Origin of the sequence: Streptomyces sp. AHU1, assembly GCF_045343905.1 — a bacterium.
GTDB lineage: Bacteria > Actinomycetota > Actinomycetes > Streptomycetales > Streptomycetaceae > Streptomyces > Streptomyces triticiradicis.
In genome coordinates this window covers 3,456,350-3,480,228 of record NZ_CP174283.1, presented here as the reverse complement: position 1 = coordinate 3,480,228, position 23,879 = coordinate 3,456,350, and the positions used below count along the sequence as shown (strand labels likewise).

At 72.3% G+C, this 23,879-nt stretch carries 17 protein-coding genes; 9 read left to right on the top strand and 8 right to left on the bottom strand.

What is annotated here, in order from left to right; translation table 11 throughout:
* Positions 1-11: 11 nt before the first annotated feature.
* The 3 genes from ACICHK_RS15650 to ACICHK_RS15640 are packed head-to-tail and all read right to left on the bottom strand — an operon-like array spanning position 12 to position 4,524.
* Positions 12-971: a hydroxymethylglutaryl-CoA lyase gene (locus tag ACICHK_RS15650; RefSeq protein WP_225860630.1), complete on the bottom strand. Its 960-nt coding sequence runs from the start codon at positions 969-971 to the stop codon at positions 12-14.
* The gene (locus tag ACICHK_RS15645; RefSeq protein ID WP_406837387.1) at positions 968-2,899 is read right to left on the bottom strand and encodes an acetyl/propionyl/methylcrotonyl-CoA carboxylase subunit alpha; all 1,932 of its coding nucleotides are present in this window, start codon (positions 2,897-2,899) and stop codon (positions 968-970) included. The genes ACICHK_RS15650 and ACICHK_RS15645 overlap by 4 nt, the downstream gene beginning before the upstream one ends.
* An 8-nt stretch (positions 2,900-2,907) precedes the next feature.
* The gene (locus tag ACICHK_RS15640) at positions 2,908-4,524 is read right to left on the bottom strand and encodes a carboxyl transferase domain-containing protein (protein ID WP_406837386.1); all 1,617 of its coding nucleotides are present in this window, start codon (positions 4,522-4,524) and stop codon (positions 2,908-2,910) included.
* A gap of 98 nt (positions 4,525-4,622) precedes the next feature.
* Here ACICHK_RS15640 and ACICHK_RS15635 point away from each other — a divergent pair, with 98 nt between their 5' ends.
* From ACICHK_RS15635 to tesB, 3 genes are all read left to right on the top strand, one after another.
* Positions 4,623-5,249: a TetR/AcrR family transcriptional regulator gene (locus ACICHK_RS15635; RefSeq protein ID WP_406837385.1), complete on the top strand. Its 627-nt coding sequence runs from the start codon at positions 4,623-4,625 to the stop codon at positions 5,247-5,249.
* 108 nt (positions 5,250-5,357) lie between these two features.
* Positions 5,358-6,515 carry an acyl-CoA dehydrogenase family protein gene (locus tag ACICHK_RS15630; protein ID WP_151470808.1) on the top strand — a complete coding sequence of 386 codons (1,158 nt, stop codon included), beginning with the start codon at positions 5,358-5,360 and terminating at the stop codon, positions 6,513-6,515.
* A gap of 34 nt (positions 6,516-6,549) precedes the next feature.
* Positions 6,550-7,422 (top strand): acyl-CoA thioesterase II, encoded by an 873-nt coding sequence (gene tesB / locus ACICHK_RS15625; protein ID WP_406837384.1) that lies wholly within the window; start codon positions 6,550-6,552, stop codon positions 7,420-7,422.
* Positions 7,423-7,502: 80 nt separating this feature from the next.
* Here tesB and ACICHK_RS15620 read toward each other — a convergent pair whose 3' ends face one another.
* The gene (locus ACICHK_RS15620; RefSeq protein ID WP_151470806.1) at positions 7,503-8,291 is read right to left on the bottom strand and encodes a phosphatase; all 789 of its coding nucleotides are present in this window, start codon (positions 8,289-8,291) and stop codon (positions 7,503-7,505) included.
* Positions 8,292-8,388: 97 nt separating this feature from the next.
* A complete protein-coding gene (locus ACICHK_RS15615) occupies positions 8,389-10,026 on the bottom strand; it encodes a PucR family transcriptional regulator ligand-binding domain-containing protein (protein ID WP_406837383.1) in 1,638 nt (545 codons plus the stop codon).
* A gap of 185 nt (positions 10,027-10,211) precedes the next feature.
* Between ACICHK_RS15615 and ACICHK_RS15610 the strand changes: the two genes are divergently transcribed.
* The 3 genes from ACICHK_RS15610 (at position 10,212) to ACICHK_RS15600 (ending at position 14,389) form a co-directional block, all read left to right on the top strand.
* Positions 10,212-11,675 carry a sodium:solute symporter gene (locus tag ACICHK_RS15610; RefSeq protein ID WP_406837382.1) on the top strand — a complete coding sequence of 488 codons (1,464 nt, stop codon included), beginning with the start codon at positions 10,212-10,214 and terminating at the stop codon, positions 11,673-11,675.
* 63 nt (positions 11,676-11,738) lie between these two features.
* Entirely contained in the window at positions 11,739-12,707 is a 969-nt protein-coding gene (speB, locus tag ACICHK_RS15605; protein ID WP_151474340.1) for an agmatinase, read from the top strand.
* Positions 12,704-14,389 (top strand): thiamine pyrophosphate-binding protein, encoded by a 1,686-nt coding sequence (locus ACICHK_RS15600; protein WP_406837381.1) that lies wholly within the window; start codon positions 12,704-12,706, stop codon positions 14,387-14,389. The genes speB and ACICHK_RS15600 overlap by 4 nt, the downstream gene beginning before the upstream one ends.
* A gap of 83 nt (positions 14,390-14,472) precedes the next feature.
* Here ACICHK_RS15600 and ACICHK_RS15595 read toward each other — a convergent pair whose 3' ends face one another.
* Positions 14,473-15,276, bottom strand: a complete 804-nt coding sequence (locus tag ACICHK_RS15595; RefSeq protein WP_406837380.1) for an endonuclease I family protein — start codon at positions 15,274-15,276, stop codon at positions 14,473-14,475.
* Between the two features lie 203 nt (positions 15,277-15,479).
* Positions 15,480-17,804 (bottom strand): glycosyltransferase family 39 protein, encoded by a 2,325-nt coding sequence (locus ACICHK_RS15590; protein WP_406837379.1) that lies wholly within the window; start codon positions 17,802-17,804, stop codon positions 15,480-15,482.
* Positions 17,805-17,992: 188 nt separating this feature from the next.
* Here ACICHK_RS15590 and ACICHK_RS15585 point away from each other — a divergent pair, with 188 nt between their 5' ends.
* On the top strand, positions 17,993-18,916 hold the full coding sequence (locus ACICHK_RS15585; RefSeq protein WP_151474344.1) for a serine hydrolase: 924 nt from the start codon (positions 17,993-17,995) through the stop codon (positions 18,914-18,916).
* Positions 18,917-19,094: 178 nt separating this feature from the next.
* Positions 19,095-22,823 (top strand): ABC transporter ATP-binding protein, encoded by a 3,729-nt coding sequence (locus ACICHK_RS15580; protein WP_406837378.1) that lies wholly within the window; start codon positions 19,095-19,097, stop codon positions 22,821-22,823.
* On the opposite strand, the gene ACICHK_RS15575 is transcribed toward ACICHK_RS15580, so the two are convergent.
* Complete coding sequence (locus ACICHK_RS15575) at positions 22,807-23,283, bottom strand: hypothetical protein (protein ID WP_406837377.1); 477 nt, start codon at positions 23,281-23,283, stop codon at positions 22,807-22,809. The genes ACICHK_RS15580 and ACICHK_RS15575 overlap by 17 nt on opposite strands.
* Before the next feature lie 185 nt (positions 23,284-23,468).
* Here ACICHK_RS15575 and ACICHK_RS15570 point away from each other — a divergent pair, with 185 nt between their 5' ends.
* A complete protein-coding gene (locus ACICHK_RS15570) occupies positions 23,469-23,858 on the top strand; it encodes a hypothetical protein (RefSeq protein ID WP_406837376.1) in 390 nt (129 codons plus the stop codon).
* The last annotated feature ends 21 nt before the right edge of the window (positions 23,859-23,879 follow it).

Here is a 23,879-nt window from a genome sequence, read left to right as displayed (position 1 = left end):
GGACATGGTGTTCACTCCTGGTGGGACTGTGTCGTTGTACCGAGTGCTTTGACGGTGCGGGAGGGGCTGGGTCGGCCCAGTCGTCCGGCCATCCACACGCTTGTGGCGGTGAGGCGGCCGAGGTCGACCCCGGTGTCGATACCGAGGCCCTGGAGCATCCACACGAGGTCTTCCGTCGCGAGGTTGCCCGTCGCGGACTTCGCGTACGGGCAGCCGCCGAGGCCGCCCGCGGAGGCGTCGACGGTGGCGACGCCGTGCTGGAGGGCGGCCAGGGTGTTGGAGAGCGCCTGGCCGTAGGTGTCGTGGAAGTGCACGCCGAGGGCGCTGGTGGGCACGCCCTCCTCGTTCAGCCCGGCGAGCAGGGACTGCACGTGGCCCGGCGTCGCCACGCCGATCGTGTCGCCGAGGCTCAGCTCGTCACAGCCCATGTCCCGCAGCGCCTTGCAGACGCGGACGACCTGGTGGACCGGGACGGGCCCCTCCCACGGGTCGCCGAAGCACATCGAGACATAGCCGCGGACCGCGCTGCCGGCGTCCTTCGCGCGGCGCACCACCGGCTCGAACATGGCGAGCGACTCGTCGACCGTCCGGTTGAGGTTGGCCTTCGCGAAGGACTCCGTCGCGCTGGCGAAGACGGCCACGTGCCGGGCGCCGAGCGCCAGCGCCCGGTCCAGACCGCGCTCGTTCGGCACCAGCACCGGAAGCGCCACCGGCAGGTCGGCGACCTGGGGGTACAGCTGCTCGGCGTCCGCCAGCTGGGGAACCCACTTGGGGTGGACGAAGCTGGTGGCCTCGATGGTGGTCAGGCCCGCGTCCGCGAGGCGGCGGATGAACTCCGCCTTCACCTCGGTCGGTACGGTCGCCTTCTCGTTCTGCAGCCCGTCGCGCGCGCCGACCTCGTAGATCCTGACCCGGGCGGGCAGGTCCTGGGTCGGTACGGCCATCGGCAGGCCGAGTTCGGAGGTGTTCACGCCGTCTCCTCCTCCGCGGGGGTGATGACCGCGAGCACCTGGTCCATGGCGACCGTCGTGCCCGGGGTGACGTCCAGTTCGCTGACCGTCCCGGCGTGCGGCGCGGAGATGACGTGCTCCATCTTCATCGCCTCGACCACGAGCAGGCTCTGGCCGGCCGCCACCTCGTCCCCGACGGCGACCTTCACGACGGTCACGGTGCCGGGCATCGGCGCGGTCAGCGAGTCGGCACCGGCGTGCGCCGATCCGGTGAGCGAGGCGGCCACCGGGTCGTGGTCGCGCACGTGCCAGGCGTCGCCGTCGCGGCCGATCCAGTCGGCGGCGCGGTGGAAGGTGTGCCGCACCCCGTCCAGTGTCACCGCGACCCGGTCGGCGGTGACCGTGTGGGTGCCGCGCGGGGTGTACTCCACGGGGTCGAGGACCCGCAGGGAGAAACTCACCGGCTTCGGTGTGCCGCCGAGCCGCCAGCCGCTCGGCACCGAGAACGGGTCCCGCCAGCCCTCGCCCGCCGGGGCCAGGCCGGCGAGCCGGACGGCCGCCGCCGCCTCGTACACCTCCTCGGGCACCCCGTCCGGGACCAGGCCGTCGGCCTCCCGCTCGACCAGACCGGTGTCCAGGTCGCCCGCGACCACGGCCGGGTGGGCCAGCAGACGGCGCAGGAAGCCCGCGTTCGTCTGGACCCCGAGCGTGACCGTCCCGGCGAGGGCGGCCCGCAGCCTGCGCAGCGCGGTGGGGCGGTCGGGGCCGTACGCGATGACCTTGGAGAGCATCGGGTCGTAGAGGCTGCCGACCTCGGTGCCCTCCGTCAGGCCCGAGTCGGTGCGCACCCCGTCGCCCTGGGGCTCGTGCAGGGCGAGCACGGTGCCGCCGGAGGGGAGGAAGCCGCGCGCCGGGTCCTCGGCGCAGATCCGGGCCTCCACCGCGTGCCCGGTGAGGGTGATGTCGTCCTGCCCGTACGGCAGGCGCTCGCCGGCGGCGACCCGCAGCTGCCACTCGACGAGGTCGAGGCCGGTGACCAGCTCGGTGACCGGGTGCTCCACCTGGAGACGGGTGTTCATCTCCATGAAGTAGTACGAGGACGGGTCGCCGCCGGGGACGATGAACTCCACCGTGCCCGCGCCCCGGTAGCCGCAGGAGCGGGCCGCCTGGACGGCCGCCTCCCCCATCGCGGCCCGGGTGGCCTCGTCGAGGAGCACGCTGGGCGCCTCCTCGATGATCTTCTGGTGGCGGCGCTGGAGGGAGCACTCGCGCTCGCCCAGGTGCACGACGTTGCCGTGCCCGTCCGCCAGGACCTGGATCTCGATGTGCCGGGGCCGGTCGACCCAGCGCTCGACGAGCAGCGTGTCGTCGCCGAAGGAGGCCCGCGCCTCGCGCCGGGCGGCGGCGATCTCGTCGGCCAGGACCCCGGCGTCGCGCACCAGGCGCATGCCCTTGCCGCCGCCGCCCGCACTGGGCTTCAGCAGCACCGGGACGCCGATCTCACGGGCGGCCGCGATCAGCTCCGCGTCCGTCAGCCCGCTGCCCGAGGAGCCGGGGACGACCGGGACGCCGGCCGCCTTCACCGTCTCCTTGGCGCGGATCTTGTCGCCCATCAGGGAGATCGCCTCGGCGGACGGGCCGATGAAGACCAGCCCGGCCTCCGCGCAGGCCCGCGCGAAGGCGGCGTTCTCGGCGAGGAAGCCGTACCCCGGGTGGACCGCCTGGGCGCCGGTGCGGGCCGCCGCCTCCAGCAGCCGCTCCACCGACAGATAGCTCTCCGACGCGGGCGCCGGTCCGATCCGTACCGCGGTGTCGGCCTCCCGGACGTGCCGGGCGTCCGCGTCGGCGTCCGAGAAGACGGCCACCGAACGCACCCCGAGCGCGCGCAGGGTGCGGATGACGCGTACGGCGATCTCGCCCCGGTTGGCCACAAGCACCGTGTCAAACATGGGTCCCCTCACATCCGGAAGACGCCGAACTGGGGGTCACCCAGGGGCGCGTTGGCGCAGGCGGTCAAAGCGAGTCCGAGGACCTGCCGGGTCTCCAGCGGGTCGATCACGCCGTCGTCCCAGAGCCGGGCGCTCGCGTAGTAGGCGTTGCCCTGCTGCTCGTACTGCCGGCGGATGGGGTCCTTGAAGTCCTCCTCCTCCGCCGCCGGCCAGGACTCCCCGCGCGCCTCGATCTGGTCGCGCTTGACGGTCGCGAGGACGGAAGCGGCCTGCTCGCCGCCCATCACGGAGATCTTGGCGCCCGGCCACATCCACAGGAAGCGCGGCGAATAGGCCCGGCCGCACATCGAGTAGTTGCCCGCGCCGTACGAACCGCCGATCACGACGGTCAGCTTCGGCACGCGGGTGCAGGCCACGGCCGTGACCATCTTCGCGCCGTGCTTGGCGATGCCGCCGGCCTCGTACTGGCGGCCCACCATGAAGCCGGAGATGTTCTGCAGGAACACCAGCGGGATGCCGCGCTGGTCGCACAGCTCGATGAAGTGGGCGCCCTTCTGGGCGGACTCGGAGAACAGGATGCCGTTGTTGGCGACGATCCCGACCGGGTGTCCGTGGATCCGCGCGAAGCCGGTGACCAGGGTCTGGCCGAACTCGGCCTTGAACTCGGAGAAGCGCGAGCCGTCGACCACGCGCGCGATGACCTCGCGCACGTCGTAGGGGGTGCGGGAGTCGACCGGCACCGCGCCGTACAGCCCGTACGGGTCGACCTTGGGCTCGGCCGGGGGCTCGACCGACCAGGGGAGGCTTCCGCGCGCGGGGAGCGTGGCCACGATGTTCCGCACGATCCGCAGCGCGTGCGCGTCGTCCTCCGCGAGGTGGTCGGTGACGCCCGACACGCGCGAGTGGACCTCGCCGCCGCCCAGCTCCTCGGCCGTGACGACCTCGCCGGTGGCGGCCTTCACCAGCGGCGGACCGCCCAGGAAGATCGTCCCCTGGTTCCGCACGATCACGGCCTCGTCGCTCATCGCGGGCACGTAGGCGCCGCCGGCCGTGCAGGAGCCGAGGACGGCCGCGATCTGCGGGATCCCGGCGCCGGACATCCGCGCCTGGTTGTAGAAGATCCGCCCGAAGTGCTCGCGGTCGGGGAACACCTCGTCCTGCATGGGCAGGAAGGCGCCCCCGGAGTCGACGAGGTACACGCAGGGCAGACGGTTCTCCAGCGCCACCTCCTGGGCGCGCAGGTGCTTCTTCACCGTCATCGGGTAGTACGTGCCGCCCTTGACGGTGGCGTCGTTGGCGACGATCACGCACTCGCGCCCGCTCACCCGGCCGATCCCGGCGATGACACCGGCGGCCGGGGCCGCTCCGTCGTACATCCCGTCGGCGGCGAGCGGCGCCAGCTCCAGGAACGGGGAGCCGGGGTCGAGCAGGGTGTCCACGCGGTCGCGGGGCAGCAGCTTGCCGCGCGCGGTGTGCCGCGCGCGTGCCTTCTCGCCGCCGCCGAGCCGTGCCGCGGCCAGCTTGGCGCGCAGCTCCTCGCCCAGCGCGCGGTGCGCCGCCTCGTTGGCCCTCCAGGCCTCCGACGCGGGATCCGCCGCGCTCGTCAGCTCCGGTGCCTCTTGCATCCTGCGGTCTCCTCACCAGGTGATCGACCAAGTTAATGAGCGTTAACGCATTTCCTTCAGGTTAACGAGCGCTAACCGCGATGTCTAGAATTGTTTTCATGGCCACCAGAACCGACGCCCCCACCCGGCGCGAACAGATCCTCAGGGAGGCCGCGCGGCTCTTCGCCGAACGTGGTTTCCACGGTGTGGGAGTGGATGAGATAGGAGCGGCGGTCGGCATCAGCGGCCCCGGTCTCTACCGGCACTTCGCCGGCAAGGACGCGATGCTCGCCGAACTGCTGGTGGGCATCAGCGGGCAGCTGCTCACGGGCGGCCGGCGCCGGGTGGCGGAGGCCAGGGCGGGATCGGACGGAGGTGCCGAGGAGGGCGCCGAGGGCCTCCTCGACTCGCTCATCGAGGGGCACATCGACTTCGCGCTCGACGACCGCCCTCTGATCACCCTGCACGACCGGGAGCTGGACCGCCTGCGGGACAGCGACCGCAAGCTCGTGCGCCAGCTCCAGCGCCAGTACGTGGAGCTGTGGGTGGAAGTGGTCCGCGAGGTGTACCCGGAGCTGACCGAGCCGGCCGCCCGGTCGGCCGTGCACTCGGTCTTCGGCCTGCTGAACTCGACCCCGCACCTGGGGCGGCCGGGCGCGCTCCCCGGGCGCGCGGGAACGGCGGAGCTGCTGCACCGGATGGCACGGGGGGCGTTCGGAGCGGCCGCCGTGACTCCCGGGGCGTGACGAGCGTCTCGGGGGGTGACCCCTGGACGGCGCTCGTGACCGGCGGGTAACCTGATAAATGAGCAAGCGCTTAGACATGACCCAGGTATCCAGGCGGAGGTGGCGGCGGTGCGCCGTACTGTGTTCAACGAGGACCACGAGGCGTTCCGGGAGACCCTGCGCGCCTTCATCGAGACCGAGGTCGTCCCGGTCTACGACGAGTGGCTCGCCGCCGGCCAGGCGCCGCGCGACTTCTACCACAAGCTCGGCGAGCTGGGTGTCTTCGGCATCCGCGTCGACGAGGAGTACGACGGCGCCGGCATCGACTCGTACAAGTTCGAGGCCGTCGTGTACGAGGAGACCGCCCGCGCGGGCATCACCTTCGGCGGCTCCGGCGTGCACGTGCTGCTCGGTCTGCCCTACATCAAGATGCTCGCCAGCGACGAGCAGAAGAAGCGGTTCCTGCCGAAGTTCGTCTCCGGCGAGGAGATGTGGGCCCTCGCGATGACCGAGCCGGGCACCGGCTCCGACCTCGCGGGCATGAAGACCACCGCCAAGCTCTCCGAGGACGGCACGCACTACGTCCTCAACGGCGCCAAGACCTTCATCACCGGCGGCGTCCACGCCGACCGCGTGATCGTCTGCGCCCGCACCTCCGCGCCCACCGCCGAGGACCGCCGCTTCGGCATCTCGCTGTTCGCCGTGGACACCAAGTCCGAGGGCTACTCCGTCGGCCGCAAGCTCGACAAGCTCGGCCTGAAGACCTCCGACACCGCCGAGCTGGCGTTCGTCGACGTGAAGGTGCCCGTCGAGGACCTGCTCGGCGAGGAGAACAAGGGCTTCTACTACCTCGGCCACAACCTCGCCTCCGAGCGCTGGGGCATCGCCTTCGGCGCCTACGCGCAGGCCAAGGCCGCCGTCCGGTTCGCCAAGGAGTACGTCCAGGACCGCACCGTCTTCGGCAAGTCGGTCGCCTCCTTCCAGAACACCAAGTTCGAGCTGGCCGCCTGCCAGGCCGAGGTGGACGCGGCCGAGGCCGTCGCCGACCGCGCCCTGGAGGCCCTCGACGCCGGTGAGCTGACCCCGGCCGAGGCCGCCAGCGCCAAGCTGTTCTGCACCGAGGTCGCGCACCGCGTCATCGACCGCTGCCTCCAGCTGCACGGCGGCTACGGCTTCATGAACGAGTACCCGATCGCCCGTCTGTACGCGGACAACCGGGTCAACCGCATCTACGGCGGCACCAGCGAGATCATGAAGACGATCATCGCCAAGGACATGGGCCTGTAAGGTCCGCGAAAAGGCTGCGCGGTACAACTGCCTTATGAGCGAGGCACTTCAGTCTCTCCTCGATCTGCTCGACCTCGAGCGGATCGAGGAGAACATCTTCCGCGGCCGTTCCCGGTCCGCCGTCGTCCCACGGGTCTTCGGCGGACAGGTCGCGGCCCAGGCCCTCGTGGCCGCCGGGCGGACGGTCCCCGAGGACCGGCTCGCCCACTCCCTGCACGCGTACTTCCTGCGGATCGGCGATCCCGGCGCGCCCATCGTGTACTCGGTGGACCGCATCCGCGACGGCCGCTCCTTCACCACCCGCCGGGTGGTCGCGGTCCAGCACGGACAGCCCATCTTCCACCTCTCCGCGTCCTTCCAGGCGTACGAGGAAGGCATGGAGCACCAGGCCCCGATGCCGCCCGCGCCCGACCCGGAGACGCTTCCCACGACCGCCGAGCAGCTGCCGCTGTACGCCGACGTCTTCACCGACCCCGAGGTCGTGGAACGCATCCTGGAGGCCCGGGAGTCCGTCGACCTGCGCTATGTCGACGCGCCGCCGTACGCCACCGTCGGCGAGGCCCGCGAGCCGCGCTCCCAGGTGTGGTTCCGCACCAACGGCAAGCTCGCGGACGACCCCCTGCTGCACGTCGTCCTCGCCACCTACGTCTCGGACATGACGCTCCTCGACTCCATCCTGCTCGCGCACGGGCGCGGCGGCTGGGTGACCGGCGACGTCGTCGGCGCCTCGCTGGACCACGCGATGTGGTTCCACCGCCCGTTCCGGGCCGACGAGTGGCTGCTCTACGACCAGGAGTCGCCGTCCGCCTCGGGCGGCCGGGGCCTCGGCCAGGCCCGCATCTACACCCAGGACGGCCGGCTGGCCATCTCGGTGATCCAGGAGGGCGTGGTCCGCGTCCCGCGGTAGGCGTTCCCCGGGGGATCGCCCGTGCCGGGCGCGCCCCCGGGCCGGTCACCGGGATCCGGGCCGGGACCGCGGGAGGGCCCTCAGGCCAGGCCCGCCTCTCTGAGCAGGTACGCCGTCATCGGGTCGTAGTGGCGCGGGCTGAGGACGTGGTCGTCGAGCGGGACCACGACCTGGAGCGTGCCCTCCGACTCGGCGAGGAAGAGCGCCGGGTCGTTGCTGTCGGCGTAGCCCACGGAGTCCACCCCGTGCTGGCCCGCGAAACCGGCCCAGCCGTGGTCGGCCACGACCAGGTCGGGCAGCGGGCGGCCCTCCCGCTCCAGCGCGGTCAGGATCGCGCGCATCGGCTCGCCCGAGTGGGTGTGCCACAGCGTGGCGCCGTGCTCCAGGACCGCCACGTCCGCGAACTGCATGACGTACCCCTCGTCCGTCTGCAGACCGTCCGGGATCACCACGATCTCGCAGCCGGCGGCGCGCAGGGCGGCGGCCGTCGCCCGGTGCACGTCCAGCAGCCCCCCGGGGTGACCGGTCGCGAACAGCACCCGCTGCCGGTCCTCGGCCGCCTTGCGCAGCCGCCCGGCGAGACGGTCCAGCGCGTCCACGGTCAGCTCGGGGTCGATGGTGTCCTGGCCGTAGCGGTGCTCCGGGTCGTCGCTGACGCCGACCCGCTCCGCCATCACCGCGAGCACGTCCTGCTCGTCGCTCCAGCGGTCGCCGAGTTCCAGACCGAGCCACCAGTTGCGCTCGCCGTTCGCCAGCTTGCGGTAGTGGGAGAGGTTGTTCTCGCGAGGCGTGGCGACATCGCCCGCGATACGGGTCTTCACGAGGTGGGCGACGAGTTCGGCGCGGCTGGGCGTCCCGGGTATCGGCATAGCACCATTGTGCCGGTGCGCCCGGGCCCGGGGCGCGGCCGTCCCCGTCGCTGGGACGCGCGTCACTCGGGGGCCCCGGCGACGGGGCACCCCGGGGTCAGCCCTCCCTGAGCGCGAACCACAACTCCATCCGTACGTCGGGGTCGTCGAGGTCCGCCTCCAGCAACGCGGCGCAGCGGGCGATGCGTTGGCGGACGGTGTTGCGGTGGACGGAGAGCGCCACCGCGGTGCGGTCCCAACTGCCGTGCAGGGAAAGCCAGGTGCGCAGGGTCTCGGTCAGGGCGGGGGTCCCGGCGAGGGGGGCGAGGAGGGTCCGGGCGTGCGCCTCGGCGTCCTCCGGGAGGACGAGACCGGCGAGCGCGGGACGGTCGCCGTGCCGCACCAGGGCCGCGCGGGTGGCCCGGGCGCGGGCCAGCGCGCGGGCCGCCTGGGCGTCGGCGGCCGTCCAGCCCCGCGGGTCCGCGGGCGCGCTGACCCCGCAGATCCAGCCCGGCTGCGCGGCGGGCGCGCGGTCGCCGGGGACGAGGACGCGGACGACGTCGCCCTCCACGTCCACGAGGGCCGAGCCCAGCGCGGTCGCCAGCGCGGACGTCGAGACGGTGTCCGGGGCGGGACGGTCCCCGGCGGGACGCGCGTGCACGACGGTCCACCGTTCGCCGCCGAGCAGCGGTGCCACCGTCTCCGGCGCGGCCCCGAGCAGCAGCCGTACCAGGGCCGCCGACCGCGCGGCCCCGCTGCCGCTCTGGTGCTCCCCGGTGAGCAGGGAGAGCAGTACGGACGCGACGGAGGCGATCGTGTGGTCGCCGGGGTCGCGCCGCGGCGCGGCGACCCCCAGGACGAAGCCCTGGTCGCCGCCCAGGGCGTACGCCGTGAGGTGGACGCCGTCCACGGTGTCGGCGGCGGAGGCCGGGGCGGGCCCCTGGGCGCCCCGGGGCCGCACGACACCGGCGAGCCGGGCCAGCGCCTCCTCGGGGGACACCGCTTCCCCGGGGCGGGCCTCGTCCCCCGGGCGGGCCTCGGGCGTCGGGCGGGCCGCGGCCGTCGGGTCGAGCCGGTCGGGCGGAGGAGCCGTCTCCGGTGGGCCGGGCCGCGGGGGTCCGCCGGCATGGGCCAGCTCCGTGCCCTCCGGGCCGAACAGCGATGCCCGGCCGCCCACCCGCCGGGCCAGCTGCCGCAGGACCGCCGGTACCGGATCGGGGCGGGCGGCGGCGGCCGCCAGGCTCTGCTGGGCCTCGGTCACCCGGCGCAGCTCGGCCAGCCGGGCCTGGGCCATGAGCTGCCACACCGCGCGGGCGACCCCGGAGAACGTCGTCCGGGGCGGGACCTCGAGGAGGGGCAGCCCGTAGGCGTCGCAGGCCGCGACGAGGGCGGGCGGGACCGTGTCGTGCACCGGCGCCAGGCCGAATCCCAGGGCCGCGCCGCCCGCCGCGACGATCCGGGAGACATAGCCGTCGAAGTACTCCTCCGGGCCGGGGGCGCCCGCGTCGGGGCCGGTCGCGTCGGGACCGCCCGCGTCGGGCACGTGGACCCCCGCCGTCAGCAGCAGCTCGCCGCCCAGCAGGTACGGGAAGGGGTCGGCCATCTCCGAGGTGTGCGCCCAGTGGATCACCGTGTCGGGCTCCGCGGGCCCGGCGATCAGGCGCAGGGCCAGGTCCTCGCGGGCCAGGAGCGCCGACAGCGGCACCGGAGGGGTCGGCGGCACGGTCGGGGCGGAGGGCGACTGCGGTTCCGGCATGATGGATGTTTCCTCCATCCCGTTCGCGTCCGATGGATGAAACGTACACTTCGCAGTCGCCTTCCGGCCACCTAATGTCGGTCCCGACCGGCAGCCGCGGGTACGGGCGGATGTCCCCGTGATCAGTTGCCGGCTCGTCCCCCACATCCCCGCACGACACGCCACCGAGCGCCTGGAGGAGACCCATGGCCGTCGACTACACAGTGATCGTCGTCTATCTGGCCGGCATGCTGGCCATGGGCTGGTGGGGCATGCGCCGCGCCAAGTCCAAGAGCGAGTTCCTCGTCGCGGGACGACGGCTCGGGCCCGTCATGTACTCCGGCACCATGGCCGCGATCGTCCTGGGCGGCGCGTCCACCATCGGCGGCGTCGGCCTCGGCTACCAGTACGGCCTCTCCGGAGCCTGGATGGTCTTCACCATCGGCCTCGGCCTGCTGGCCCTGTCCGTCTTCTTCTCCGCCCGCATCGCGCGCCTCAAGGTCTACACCGTCTCCGAGATGCTCGACCTGCGCTACGGCGGCCGGGCCGGCGTCATCTCCGGCGTCGTCATGTGGGCGTACACCCTCATGCTCGCGGTCACCTCGACCATCGCGTACGCCACGATCTTCGACGTCCTCTTCGACATGAACCGGACGCTCGCGATCATCCTGGGCGGCTCGATCGTCGTCGCCTACTCGACGCTCGGCGGCATGTGGTCGATCACGCTCACCGACATGGTGCAGTTCGTGGTCAAGACGATCGGCGTGCTGCTCCTGCTCCTGCCCATCGCGGTGGTCAAGGCGGGCGGCTTCTCCGAGATGAAGGCCAAGCTGCCCACCGAGTACTTCGACCCGCTGGGCATCGGCGGCGAGACGATCTTCACCTACGTCCTCATCTACACGTTCGGCATGCTGATCGGGCAGGACATCTGGCAGCGCGTGTTCACCGCGCGCAACGACCGCACCGCCAAGTGGGGCGGGACCGTCGCCGGCACCTACTGCCTGGTGTACGCCCTCGCCGGCGCCGTCATCGGCACCGCCGCCAAGGTCATGTACCCGAAGCTCCCCAGCGCCGACACCGCCTTCGCGACCATCGTCAAGGACGAACTCCCGGTCGGCGTGCGCGGACTGGTGCTCGCCGCGGCTCTCGCCGCCGTGATGTCCACCTCCTCCGGCGCCCTGATCGCCTGCGCCACCGTCGCGAACAACGACATCTGGTCGCGGCTGCGCGGCGTCGTGAAGCGCGACGCCGGTGACGACCACGACGAGGTCAAGGGCAACCGCGCCTTCATCCTGGTCATGGGCATCGCCGTGATCTGCACGGCGATCGCGCTGAACAACGTCGTCGAGGCGCTGACCGTCGCCTACAACCTGCTCGTCGGCGGTCTGCTCGTCCCGATCCTCGGCGGTCTGCTGTGGAAGCGCGGCACGGTGCACGGCGCGCTCGCCTCCGTCGCCGTCGGCGGTCTCGCCGTCATCGGCCTGATGGCCGCCTACGGCATCCTCGCCAACGAGCCCGTCTACTACGGGCTGCTCCTCTCCCTGGCCGCGTACGTGATCGTCTCGCTCGTCACACCGGCGACCGACGCCGCGGTGCTGGCCGCCTGGCGGGAGCGGCTCGCGGGCCGTGACGCCGAACCCCTGTCCGAACCGGTCCCGGTTCCCCAGTAGAGTCGTATTACTTGTACTTAGTTGTACAAACGCGACGAAGCGTAGGAAAGAAGGAAAACCCTCATGAGCAGCAACGAGACGCCCCGCGGCCCCGTCGACTCCTCCCGCGTCCCGCGGTACGCCGGTCCCGCGACCTTCGCCCGGCTGCCGCGCCTCGACGAGGTCGGCACCACCGACGTCGCCGTCGTCGGTGTGCCGTTCGACTCGGGCGTCTCGTACCGGCCGGGCGCCCGCTTCGGCGGCAACGCGATCCGCGAGGCGTCCCGGCTGCTGCGTCCCTACAACCCGGCGCAGGACGCCTCCCCGTTCGCCCTCGCGCAGGTCGCGGACGCCGGAGACATCGCGGCGAACCCGTTCAACATCAACGAGGCCGTCGAGACGGTCGAGGCCGCCGCCGACGAACTGCTCGGCACCGGCGCCCGCCTGATGACCCTGGGCGGCGACCACACCATCGCGCTGCCCCTGCTGCGCTCGGTCGCCAAGAAGCACGGCCCGGTCGCGCTGCTCCACTTCGACGCGCACCTCGACACCTGGGACACCTACTTCGGCGCCGAGTACACCCACGGCACCCCGTTCCGCCGCGCCGTCGAGGAGGGCATCCTCGACACCGAGGCACTCTCCCACGTCGGCATCCGCGGCCCGCTGTACGGCAAGCAGGACCTCACCGACGACGAGAAGATGGGCTTCGGCATCGTCACCTCGGCGGACGTCTACCGCCGCGGCGCCGACGAGGTCGCCGACCAGCTCCGCCAGCGCATCGGGAACCGCCCGCTCTACATCTCCATCGACATCGACTGCCTCGACCCGGCGCACGCGCCCGGCACCGGCACCCCGGAGGCGGGCGGCATGACCTCCCGCGAGCTGCTGGAGATCCTGCGCGGACTGTCGTCCTGCAACCTGGTCTCGGCCGACGTCGTCGAGGTCGCCCCCGCGTACGACCACGCCGAGATCACCGCGGTGGCCGCGTCCCACACCGCGTACGAACTGACCACCATCATGTCCCGCCAGATCGCGGAGGCCCGAAGCAAGTGACCCACGACCACGACCTGGTTCTCCGTCCGACGGCGGCGCAGACGGAGGCCGCGCTCAACCCGCCCCCCGGCCGCAACGGCGGAGACCTGGTCGTGGAGACCCTCTCCGGTCTCGGCGCGACGACCGTCTTCGGGCTGCCGGGCCAGCACGCGCTCGGCATGTTCGACGCGCTGCGCCGCTCCTCGCTCCGCTACATCGGTCTGCGCGTCGAGAACAACGCGGGCTTCGCGGCGGACGCCTACGGCCGCATCACCGGCGAGGCCGCGCCGCTGCTGCTCTCCACCGGCCCCGGGGCGCTGACCTCACTCGCCGCGCTCCAGGAGGCGCGCGCCGCCTCGGCGCCCGTCCTCGCCATCAGCAGCCAGGTCCCGACCGCGGGACTCGGTGGCGGCCGACACGGCTATCTCCACGAACTCCCCGACCAGCAGGCGTCGTTCAGGGGTGTCGTCAAGTCCGTGCACACGGTCCGTACGCAGTCGCAGATCCCCTCCGCCATCGCGGCGGCCTGGGAGTCGGCGCTGACCGCCCCGCACGGACCGGTGTGGGTGGAGATCCCCCAGGACGTCCTGCTCGCCGAGACGCACCTGCCGCAGGTCACGGCGATGGACGCGACCCCGGAGGACGTCGTCCCGCGTCCCGAACTGACCGCGCTGGCCGCCCACCTGCTCTCCTCGGCGGCCCGTCCCGCGATCATCGCGGGCGGCGGTGTCGTCCGGGCGGACGCCTCCGGCAAGCTGAGGTCGCTCGCGGAGAAGCTGAACGCTCCGGTCGTCACCACCTTCGGCGGCAAGGGCGCCTTCCCCTGGACCCACCCGCTCTCGCTCCAGTCCTGGCTGGAGGACCGGCACACCACGGACTTCCTGGAGGACGCGGACGTCCTGCTGGTCGTCGGCTCCGGCCTCGGTGAACTGTCCTCGAACTACCACACGTTCAAGCCCCGCGGCCGGGTGATCCAGATCGAGGCCGACCTCGGCAAGCTGGAGTCCAACCATCCGGCGATCGGCATCCACGCGGACGCGCGCCTCGCGCTGTCCGCGCTCCTGGAGACGGTGGAGGAGCGCCCCGACCCGTCGGCGGCGGAGCGCGTGAGCACGGTCCTGTCCCGGGTGGCGCAGCGCATCGCCGCCCAGGAACTCACCCTGGAACAGGACGTGCTGGCGGCCGTCCGCCGGGCCCTGCCGGCCGGCTCGCCGTCCTTCTGGGACATGACGATCCTGGCGTACTGGGCGTGGTCGGCCTTCGACCCGCGCGGGAGCAACACCATGCACTCCGCGCAGGGCGCGGGCGGGCTCGGCTACGGCTTCCCGGCGGCCCTCGGCGCTGCGGCGGCCGATCCCTCCCGCCCGGTCCTCGCGGTGTCCGGCGACGGAGGCGCGCTCTATTCGATCGCCGAACTCGCCGCGGCCAGGCAGTACGGCCTGAACGTCACCTGGCTGATCGTCGACGACGGCGGCTACGGCATCCTGCGCGAGTACATGACCGACGCCTTCGGCCAGGCCACGGCGACGGAGCTGTCCCGTCCGGACTACGTGGCGCTCGCCGAGTCCTTCGGGGTCCCGGGCGTCCTGACGACCCCCGGGACGCTGGAGGAGGACCTGGCCAAGGCCCTGGCCGCGCCCGGCCCCTCGGTGGTCGTCCTGCCGGCGCTGCTGCGGATGTTCGCGCCGACCCACCTGGACTGAGGGGCCGCCCCCGCCGGGAACGAGCGCCACCCCGGGACCCCTTCCCGAGCGGAAGGGGTCCCGGGGCTCACGGGCCCGCCCGTCTACCAGATCGCCTCGACCCACTCCGGGTGGTCGATGAACGGGTTGCGGTTGTGCTGGTAGGTGTCGTAGATGACCTGGTTGCGCTTCTCCTCGAAGGCGCTCGGCGGGTCCTGCTCGTTCCACGCCTTGAGGACGGAGAGCTTGCCCATGTAGGGGTTGCTCCCGTTGTTCACCTTCTCGTTGGGCTCCAGGTTCGCGAAGCCGTCGTCGCCCTCGTAGCGGACCGCCATGTAGAGGATCATGCGGGCCACGTCGCCCTTGTCCGCGTCGCGCGGCTCGAAGGAGTCGGAGTCGACCTTGCTGCCGCCGCCGTTGGTGACGGCGCTGCCCCCGTTGTCGAAGTCCAGGTTGCCGCGGATGCTGTTGACCTGGACGTCCGCCGGACGCAGGTGGTGCAGGTCGGTGCCGGGACCGGTCACCTCGCCGAAGTCGCCGTGCGACTTGGCCCAGGTGTGCTCGCGGTTCCAGTCGCCGACGTCACCGCCGTTGAGGGACTTGGCGCGCGAGACGCCGCTGTACAGCAGGATCACGTTGCTGCTGTTGTTCGGGTCCTGGTCGGTGGCCATCAGCGCGTTCCAGACGGCGGAGTACGAGATCTTGGTCTGGCTGCTGATGATGGTGTGCAGCGAGGACTTCAGGCTCGTGCCGGACTTGCCGATCGCGTTCTTGTAGTACGTGCTGTCGTACGCGGTGGTGGTGGCGCTCGCGGGGGTCGCGGTCAGTGTCGGAAGGGTGATCCCGACGAGGACTGCGGAGGTGGCCACCGCCAGGGTCTTCCAACGGTGTGTCTGCGTGGCGGGCATCGTGGGGTGTCCGTTCTACGCGGGTTGAATGGAGCGGGTAATCGGGAGGGTGACATGGGCATGCGGTGTAGCGGGTTAAGGGGACGTGTTGGTTTTGTGTCGGGATTCAACAACTCGGTTCTTCTTCGCGGGACATGACGGAACGGACGGCCCCCGACCAATGGGGTCGGGGGCCGCCCGCCGGGGTGTGCCGGGACGCGGGATCAGTCGAGGTCGGAGGGGTCCAGCCGGTAGAGCGTCGAGGCCGACCGGCCGCTGCTCGAAGAGGAGTTCCCGGAGCCGGACCCGGACTCGGACTCGGACCCGGAGTCGGCCGTCGAAGTGGAGCCGGACGAAGCCGACTTGTCGTACTCGCTCTCCTTCACCGCCGTGCCGTTCTTCTCCACCCAGGCGGTGATCTGCGAGTCGAGCGTATTGTTCCCGCCCATTCCGCCGCCCATACCGCCACCGAGCTGGATGTAGTGCAACTCGCCCTTGCGCACGAGCTCCTTGAGCTTGGCGAGGGTCATGGCCCTGTCGGAACCGGTGAAGCCGAACATGGAGATGACGGGCTTTCCGGTGCTCACGATCAGCTGTGCGGCTCCCTGCGAATTGGACACCGCCAGCAGCCACTTGGCGCCGTCCTGGTGCTTCTCCAGGTAGGTGACCAGGGCGCTGCTCGTGGTGCCGCCCATGCCGCCTCCGCCGAAGCCGCCCGCGCCGCCCGGCCGGTCGCCGGTGGTGCCCTGGGGCAGCTCGCCGTTGCCGCCGGGGAAGCCGCCCTCGGGCGTCTCGCCGTTTCCGCCGGGTGCCTGGCCGCCGGGCGACTCCCCGTTCGCGCCGCCCGGTCCGCCCGAGCCCTGGGCGCCCCCGGGGAGGCCGCCCTCGGGCGTCTCGCCGTTCCCGCCGGGTGCTTGCCCGCCTCCGGGGAAGCCCTCGGGCGTCTCGCCGTTCCCTCCGGGCGCCTGGCCGCCTCCGGGGAACCCGCCCCGGCCGCCGCCGGGACCGCCGCCCGTGGTCGGCCCCGCGGTCGGGTTGGTGCCGCCCATGCCACCGCCGCCCGGTCCGCCGCCGGATCCCAGGGGTTCGGCGGCGGCGTACGCCGCCGGCCCGGCGAGCGCCGCGACGAGGGCCGCGGCCACGGAGGCGGCGAACAGCCGGGCGCGGTCGCCCGAGCGGAAGGAGACCAGCCCCGCGACGGCCAGGGCCATGACCACCGCGATCGCCGGCCACAGCCAGCCGTTCCAGTCGGCCGCCCGGCGCAGCAGGACGACCGCCCAGACGGCGGTGACCGCGAGCCCGACGGGCAGCACCCACACCCAGCGGGTGTCCGGACCGCGCAGCGCGCGCAGCAGCATGACACCGCCCGCGCCGGTCAGCGCCGCGATGCCGGGGGCGAGCGCCGTCGTGTAGTAGGGGTGCATGGTGCCCTCGGCCATGCTGAACGTGAAGTGGTGCAGGACGGTCCAGCCGCCCCACAGCAGCAGCGCGGCACGCGTCGGGTCGGTGCGCGGCGCGCGCCCGCACAGCACCAGGCCGCCCACGAGTGCGATGCCGGCGAAGGGGAGCAGCCAGGAGATCTGGCCGCCGAGGACGTCGTTGAACATCCGGCCGAGGCCAGCGGTCCCGGAGAAGCCGCCGCCTCCGCCCGTGCCGCCCCCGCCGCCGTTGCCCTCGCCGCCCAGCACCCGGCCCAGGCCGTTGTAGCCCATGATCAGGTCCCAGGCGGAGCCGTCCGTGGAGCCCCCGATGTACGGGCGCTCGCCGGCCGGTACGAGGGAGACGGCCGCCGCCCACCAGAAGCTCGCGACGGCCAGGGTCACGGCGGCGAGCAGCAGGTCGCGGACCTTCCTCGCCCAGGGGAGCCGGCAGGCGTACACGTACACGGCGAAGACGGCGGGCAGGGCGATGTACCCCTGGAGCATCTTGGTGTTGAAGGCGAGCCCGAAGCACACCGCCGAGCCGAGCAGCGGAAGCAGCCTGCCCTCGCGGGTGGCCCGCAGGCCCAGCGCCGCGCCCGCGACCATCAGCAGGACGAGGGTGGTGTCCGGGTTGTTGTCGCGGTTGATGGCGACCGTGATCGGGGTGAGGGCGAGGACGAGGGCCGCGACGGCGGCGGCCGCGTGCCCGAAGTGCCGTTTCACGCTCGCGTGCAGGATCCAGATCGTGCCGAGCGCCGCGGCCACCATGGGCGCCATCATCTGCCAGGTGCCGAAGCCGAACACCCGGCAGGACAGGCTCATGATCATGAGCGCGAACGGCGGCTTGTCGACGGTGATGAAGTTGCCCGCGTCGAGCGAGCCGAAGAACCAGGCCTTCCAGCTCTGGGTGCCGCTGAGCACCGCGGCGCTGTAGAAGCTGTTGAGGCTCGATGCCGACAGGTTCCAGGAGTAGAGGACCGCGGCCAGTACGAGGATCGCGAGCAGCGCGGGCAGCGACCAGCGGGGTGAGGCCGGCGCCGGCTCCGCGGGCCCCGCCGGCACGGGACGCGGCGGCGGGGCGGGGGGAGTCGTGGGGGCGTCGGGAGAGGGGTCAGTGGCAGACGTCACCATCGCACCCTGACGCGCGGTGATGGGCGCGGACTGTGGCCCGCCTGGGGGTGAGCTGTGCGTTCGGGCTCCCGTGCCCGAACTCCCGTGCCCGGAACATCCGTACAACTATCGGGTCCCCCGGTGAGTCATTCATGCGGGCGCGCCCTTGGCGCGTCCGTATCGCTTCAAGGGGATGGGAAACCTCCATGACTCACCGGATATCCCGGCGTGCCCGTGTGCTCGCGGCGAGCATCGGTGCCGCGGTGATCGTGCCGATCACGGTCGGCGCGACCCCGGCGGGAGCCGCGCCGGCGCCGACGGTCAGCTGCACGTCGAGCAAGGCGGGTCTGGCCGCCAAGCTGAAGACGGACATCACCGCGGCGCTCGCGAACCGCAGGGGCACGGTCGCGGTCGGTCTGTACGACCGTGCGACCAACACCACCTGCACGCTCCGCGCCACCACCTCGTTCGACTCGGCCAGCACGGTGAAGGTCACCGTCCTCGCCGCGCTGCTGTGGGACGCGAAGAAGCACAACCGCTATCTGACGAGCACCGAGACGTCGCTCGCCACCAAGATGATCACCCAGTCGGACAACGCCTCGACCACCAAGCTGTGGAACCAGCTCGGCATGACGAAGATCAAGGGCTTCCTGACCGCCGCGGGGATGACGAAGACCGTGCCGGGCACCGACGGCTACTGGGGTCTGACCCAGATCAACGTCACCGACGAGCAGAAGCTGCTCAAGCTCGTCACCGCCAAGAACACGGTGCTGAGCGACAACGCCCGCGCCTACATCCTGAAGCTCATGGGCCAGGTCGTCTCCTCGCAGCGCTGGGGGACACCGGCCGGGGCGCCCTCCACGGTCGCCGTGCACGTCAAGAACGGCTGGCTCTCGCGTTCCTCGAACGCGTGGCGGGTGCACAGCCTCGGCACCTTCAACGGCGGCGGCCGCGACTACACGATGTCGGTGCTCACCGTCGGCAGCAGCACCATGGACTACGGCGTCGCCACCATCCAGGCCGTCGCCAAGGTCATCCACAAGGACCTCGTGCCGACCTCCGTGGCCCCCCAGCGGTTCACGCCGACCTCGCAGCCCACGGAGGCCTTCCCGGCCGTCCCGGCGAGCTGAACGGGACCTTAGAGCCCGCGTCGTCACGTCCGCATTCCCCGTCCGCCCGCCCGGCCACCGTGCCCGGCGGGCGGACGTGTGTCGGGCGGACGGGCGGGCGATTGTTGCGGAGGGATGAAATCCGCTTCGCTCGGTGTTGGTGCCTTCCGGCGGAGTGAGTTCTACGGAAGGTGCCGGAGTGGCGACGGAACGGGGATGGGCGCGGCGGCTCGCCGGTTACGCCTGGCGGTACCCGAAGGACGTGGTGCTCGCGCTCGGCTCCTCGCTGGGCGGCATGGCCCTGATGGCGGTGGTCCCGCTGGTCACCAAGGTGATCATCGACGACGTCATCGGCGACCACAGCCGGGGCATGGCCCCCTGGGCGGGCGCGCTGCTCGGCGCCGCCGTCCTCGTGTACGCCCTCACCTTCGTCCGCCGCTACTACGGCGGCCGGCTCGCCCTCGACGTCCAGCACGACCTCCGTACCGACATGTACGGGACGATCACCCGGCTGGACGGGCGGCGCCAGGACGAGCTGTCCACCGGACAGGTCGTGGGCCGCGCGACCAGCGACCTCCAGCTGATCCAGGGCCTGCTGTTCATGCTCCCGATGACCATCGGGAACGTCCTGCTCTTCCTGATCTCCCTCGCGATCATGGCCGCGCTCTCCCTGCCGCTCACCCTGGTCGCGCTGGCCGTCGCCCCGGCCCTGTGGTTCGTCGCCAAGCGCAGCCGCTCCCGGCTGCACCCCGCCACCTGGTACGCGCAGGCGCAGGCCGCCGCCGTGGCCGGTGTCGTCGACGGCGCCGTCAGCGGCGTCCGCGTGGTGAAGGGCTTCGGCCAGGAGGAACAGGAGACCGGCAAGCTGCGCGAGGTCGGGCGGCGGCTCTTCGCGGGCCGGCTGCGGACCATCCGGCTCAACGCCAAGTACACCCCGGCCCTCCAGGCCGTGCCCGCCCTCGGCCAGGTCGCGATGCTCGCCCTCGGCGGCTGGCTGGCCGTGCGCGGCCAGATCACGCTGGGCACCTTCGTGGCGTTCTCCACCTACCTCGCCCAGCTCGTCGGCCCGGTGCGGATGCTGGCCGTCGTGCTGACCGTCGGGCAGCAGGCCCGCGCGGGCGCCGAGCGCGTGCTGGAGCTCATCGACACCGAACCGTCGATCGAGGACGGCACCAAGACCCTGCCGGCCGACGCGCCCGCCACCGTCGAGTTCGACGACGTGTCCTTCGGGTACGAGGAGGGCCGGCCGGTCCTGAACGGGCTGAGCTTCGAGATCCGGCCCGGCGAGACCCTCGCCGTCGTCGGCTCCTCGGGCTCCGGCAAGTCGACGGTCTCGCTGCTGCTGCCCCGCTTCTACGACGTGACGCACGGCGCCGTCCTCGTCGGCGGGCACGACGTCCGCGAGCTGACCGCGGAGTCCCTGCGCGCCGCGATCGGGCTCGTCCCCGAGGACTCCTTCCTCTTCTCCGACACCGTGCGCGCCAACATCGCCTACGGCCGCCCGGACGCCACCCAGGACGAGATCGAGACCGCCGCCCGCGCCGCCCAGGCGCACCGCTTCATCGCCGAGCTGCCCGGCGGCTACGACACCAAGGTCGGCGAGCACGGCCTCACCCTCTCCGGCGGCCAGCGCCAGCGCGTCGCGCTCGCCCGCGCCATCCTCACCGACCCGCGCCTCCTCGTCCTCGACGACGCCACCTCCGCCGTGGACGCCCGGGTCGAGCACGAGATCCACGAGGCGCTCGGGCAGGTCATGGAGGGCCGCACGACCCTGCTGATCGCGCACCGCCGCTCCACCCTCAACCTCGCCGACCGCATCGCCGTCCTCGACGGCGGCAGGCTCGCCGACATCGGCACCCACGAGGAGCTCCAGGAGCGTTCGGCGCTCTACCGGCGGCTGCTCACCGACCCCGACGAGCTGGGCGGAGTCTCCCCGGGACACGCCCTGCCGGCCGCGCCGCGCGAGGACACCTCCGTACGCGAGGAGCTGGACGCCGAGTTCGACGCCGAGCGCGGGGTGACACCGCGCCTGTGGACCGGCGACCGCGAACCCCGGGACACCGCGCTCGACGGGATGCCCGCCACCCCCGGACTGCTCGCCCAGGTCGAGGCGCTGCCCCCGGCCGCCGACGTGCCCGACGTCGACGAGGTCCGCGCGGTCACGCCCGAGGACTCCTACGGACTGCGCCGGCTGCTGCGCGGCTTCGGGGCCCCGCTGCTCGTCAGCCTCGCGCTGGTCGCCGTCGACGCGGTCATGACGCTGCTGCTGCCGATCCTGATCCGGCACGGCATCGACCAGGGCGTCACCCGGCTCGCCCTCGGCGCGGTCTGGGCGGCGGCCGCCCTCGCGCTGATCACCGTGCTCGTCCAGTGGGCCGCGCAGATCGGTGAGACCCGGATGACGGGCCGCACCGGCGAGCGGGTCCTGTACGCGCTGCGCCTGAAGATCTTCGCGCAGCTCCAGCGCCTGGGACTCGACTACTACGAGCGCGAGCTCACCGGCCGGATCATGACCCGGATGACGACCGACGTCGACGCCCTGTCCACGTTCCTGCAGACCGGGCTCGTGACCGCGTTCGTCTCCGTCGTCACCTTCTTCGGCATCATGGCCGCCCTGCTGGTGATCGACCTGCAGCTGGCGCTGGTCGTCTTCACGACGCTGCCGCCGCTGGTCGTCGGCACGTTCTTCTTCCGCCGGGCGAGCGTGAAGGCGTACGAGCTGGCCCGCGAGCGGGTGTCGGTGGTCAACGCCGACCTCCAGGAGTCGGTGTCCGGGCTGCGGATCCTCCAGGCGTTCCGGCGCGAGGACGCGAGCGCGCGGCGGTTCGCGGAGGGCAGCGACAGCTACCGCAGGGCGCGCATCCGCGGCCAGTGGCTGATCTCGGTCTACTTCCCGTTCGTCCAGCTCCTGGCCTCCGGGGCCGCGGCGGCCGTGCTGATCGTGGGCTCCCACCGGATCGGCTCCGGCACGCTCACCACCGGTGCCCTGGTCGCCTACCTCCTCTACATCGACCTGTTCTTCGCGCCCGTGCAGCAGCTGTCGCAGGTGTTCGACGGCTACCAGCAGGCCACCGTCTCGCTCGGCCGCATCCAGGAACTGCTGCGCGAACCGGCCTCGACGAAGGCCGCCGAGGCGCCGCTGGAGGTCACCTCGCTGCGGGGCGAGATCGCGTTCGAGGACGTCGGCTTCGCCTACGGCCGCGCGGACGACGCCGAGGAGGCGCTCAGCGCGGTGTCGCTGCGCATCCCCGCCGGGCAGACCGTCGCCTTCGTCGGCGAGACCGGCGCGGGCAAGTCGACGCTGGTGAAACTGGTCGCCCGGTTCTACGACCCGACCACCGGGCGGGTGACGGTCGACGGCACGGACCTGCGCGACCTGGACATCACCTCCTACCGGCACCGGCTCGGTGTCGTCCCCCAGGAGGCCTACCTCTTCCAGGGAACCGTCCGCGACGCCATCGCCTACGGCCGCCCCGGCGCCGGTGACGCCGAGGTGGAGGCCGCCGCCCGCGCGGTCGGAGCGCACGACATGATCGCCACGCTGGACGGCGGCTACCTCCACGAGGTCGCCGAACGCGGACGCAACCTCTCCGCCGGGCAGCGCCAGCTGATCGCGCTGGCCCGCGCCGAGCTGGTCGACCCGGACGTGCTGCTGCTCGACGAGGCGACGGCCGCGCTGGACCTGGCGACGGAGGCCCTGGTCAACCAGGCCACCGACCGGCTGGCGGGCCGCCGTACGACGCTGGTGGTCGCCCACCGGCTGACGACGGCCGCCCGCGCGGACCGGGTCGTGGTGATGGACCACGGCCGGGTCGCCGAGGACGGCACCCACGGGGAACTGCTCCGCCTCGACGGCCGTTACGCCGAGCTGTGGCGGACCTTCGTGGGTTCCCCGGAGCCCGGGGAGCCCGTCAGCTCCTCGGCTTGATGCCGGAGATCTTCTTCGTGGCCAGATCCGACTGCACCGTCAGATAGGTGTACGTCGGGTGCTGCGGGGAGCCCCAGGTCAGCCGGACCGTCGACCAGGTGTGCCCGGCGCCGCTGTCGCCCGCCGTCACCTTCCAGGCGCTCGGCACGTCCTGGGCGCGCAGCACCCCGTCGGCGTGCTGCCGGTGCTCCCAGCCGGCGAGCTGGGAGCGCAGCGCCGGGGTCAGGTAGAAGGTCCGCAGCCGTGTGCCCAGGGTGCCGGAGCCCCCGTCGGTCACGGCGTCGATGTAGGCGCCGTAGAAGTCGGCCACGCGGTCGTAGGCGGGGCCGCTGCTCCCGCTGCGGGCGGGCGGCGGAGCGGTGGAGCTCGCGACGGCCGGCACCGAGGCGCCGGCGGCGATCAGCAGGGCCGCGGCGACGAGGGCGCGGCCGGTCGTGAGGGAGGACGTGATGCCGGACATGGGTAACCGCCTTTCGTTTCCTGCTCCGTTGGACAAAGGGGAAACCGGCACGGTTGTGTCCGAAAAAGGAAAAAACCTCGCAAGGGTGAGGCGTGTCCGGCAGTGAAGTCGTAGCGGTACGCAACCATCCGCCGCATGTCCTGCGTCCGTACATCAGTACGCTGATTGCTGCGGGAGGGACGACAGTGGACAGTGGTGCGATACGCCGACGCCTGGCGCTCGGCACGGCCGTTCTGACCGCGGCCGGACTGCTCGCCCTGATGAGCCCGGGCAGCGCCCAGGCCGCCCCCTCGCACTGCATGGGCCGCAAGGTCCGCACCCTGCCCTTCACGACCGGCTCCGTGCAGGTGTACAAGCGCAGCGGCTACGTCTGCGCCGTGACCTTCCCCGGGGCGCGCGGCTCGCGCAAGCGGATGTCCGTCAGCGTGCAGGCCCGCGGCGGCCGGCCGGTCGTGAACTCCGGGCGCTTCGCGCATCACGCGGGCCCGGTGACCCTGTACGCGGGCCACCGCTGCGTGCGGGTCAAGGGCTCGGTCGGATCGGGATCGGTGAGTTCCGGCTGGATCCTGTGCTGAACCGCATATGACCCAAGACCC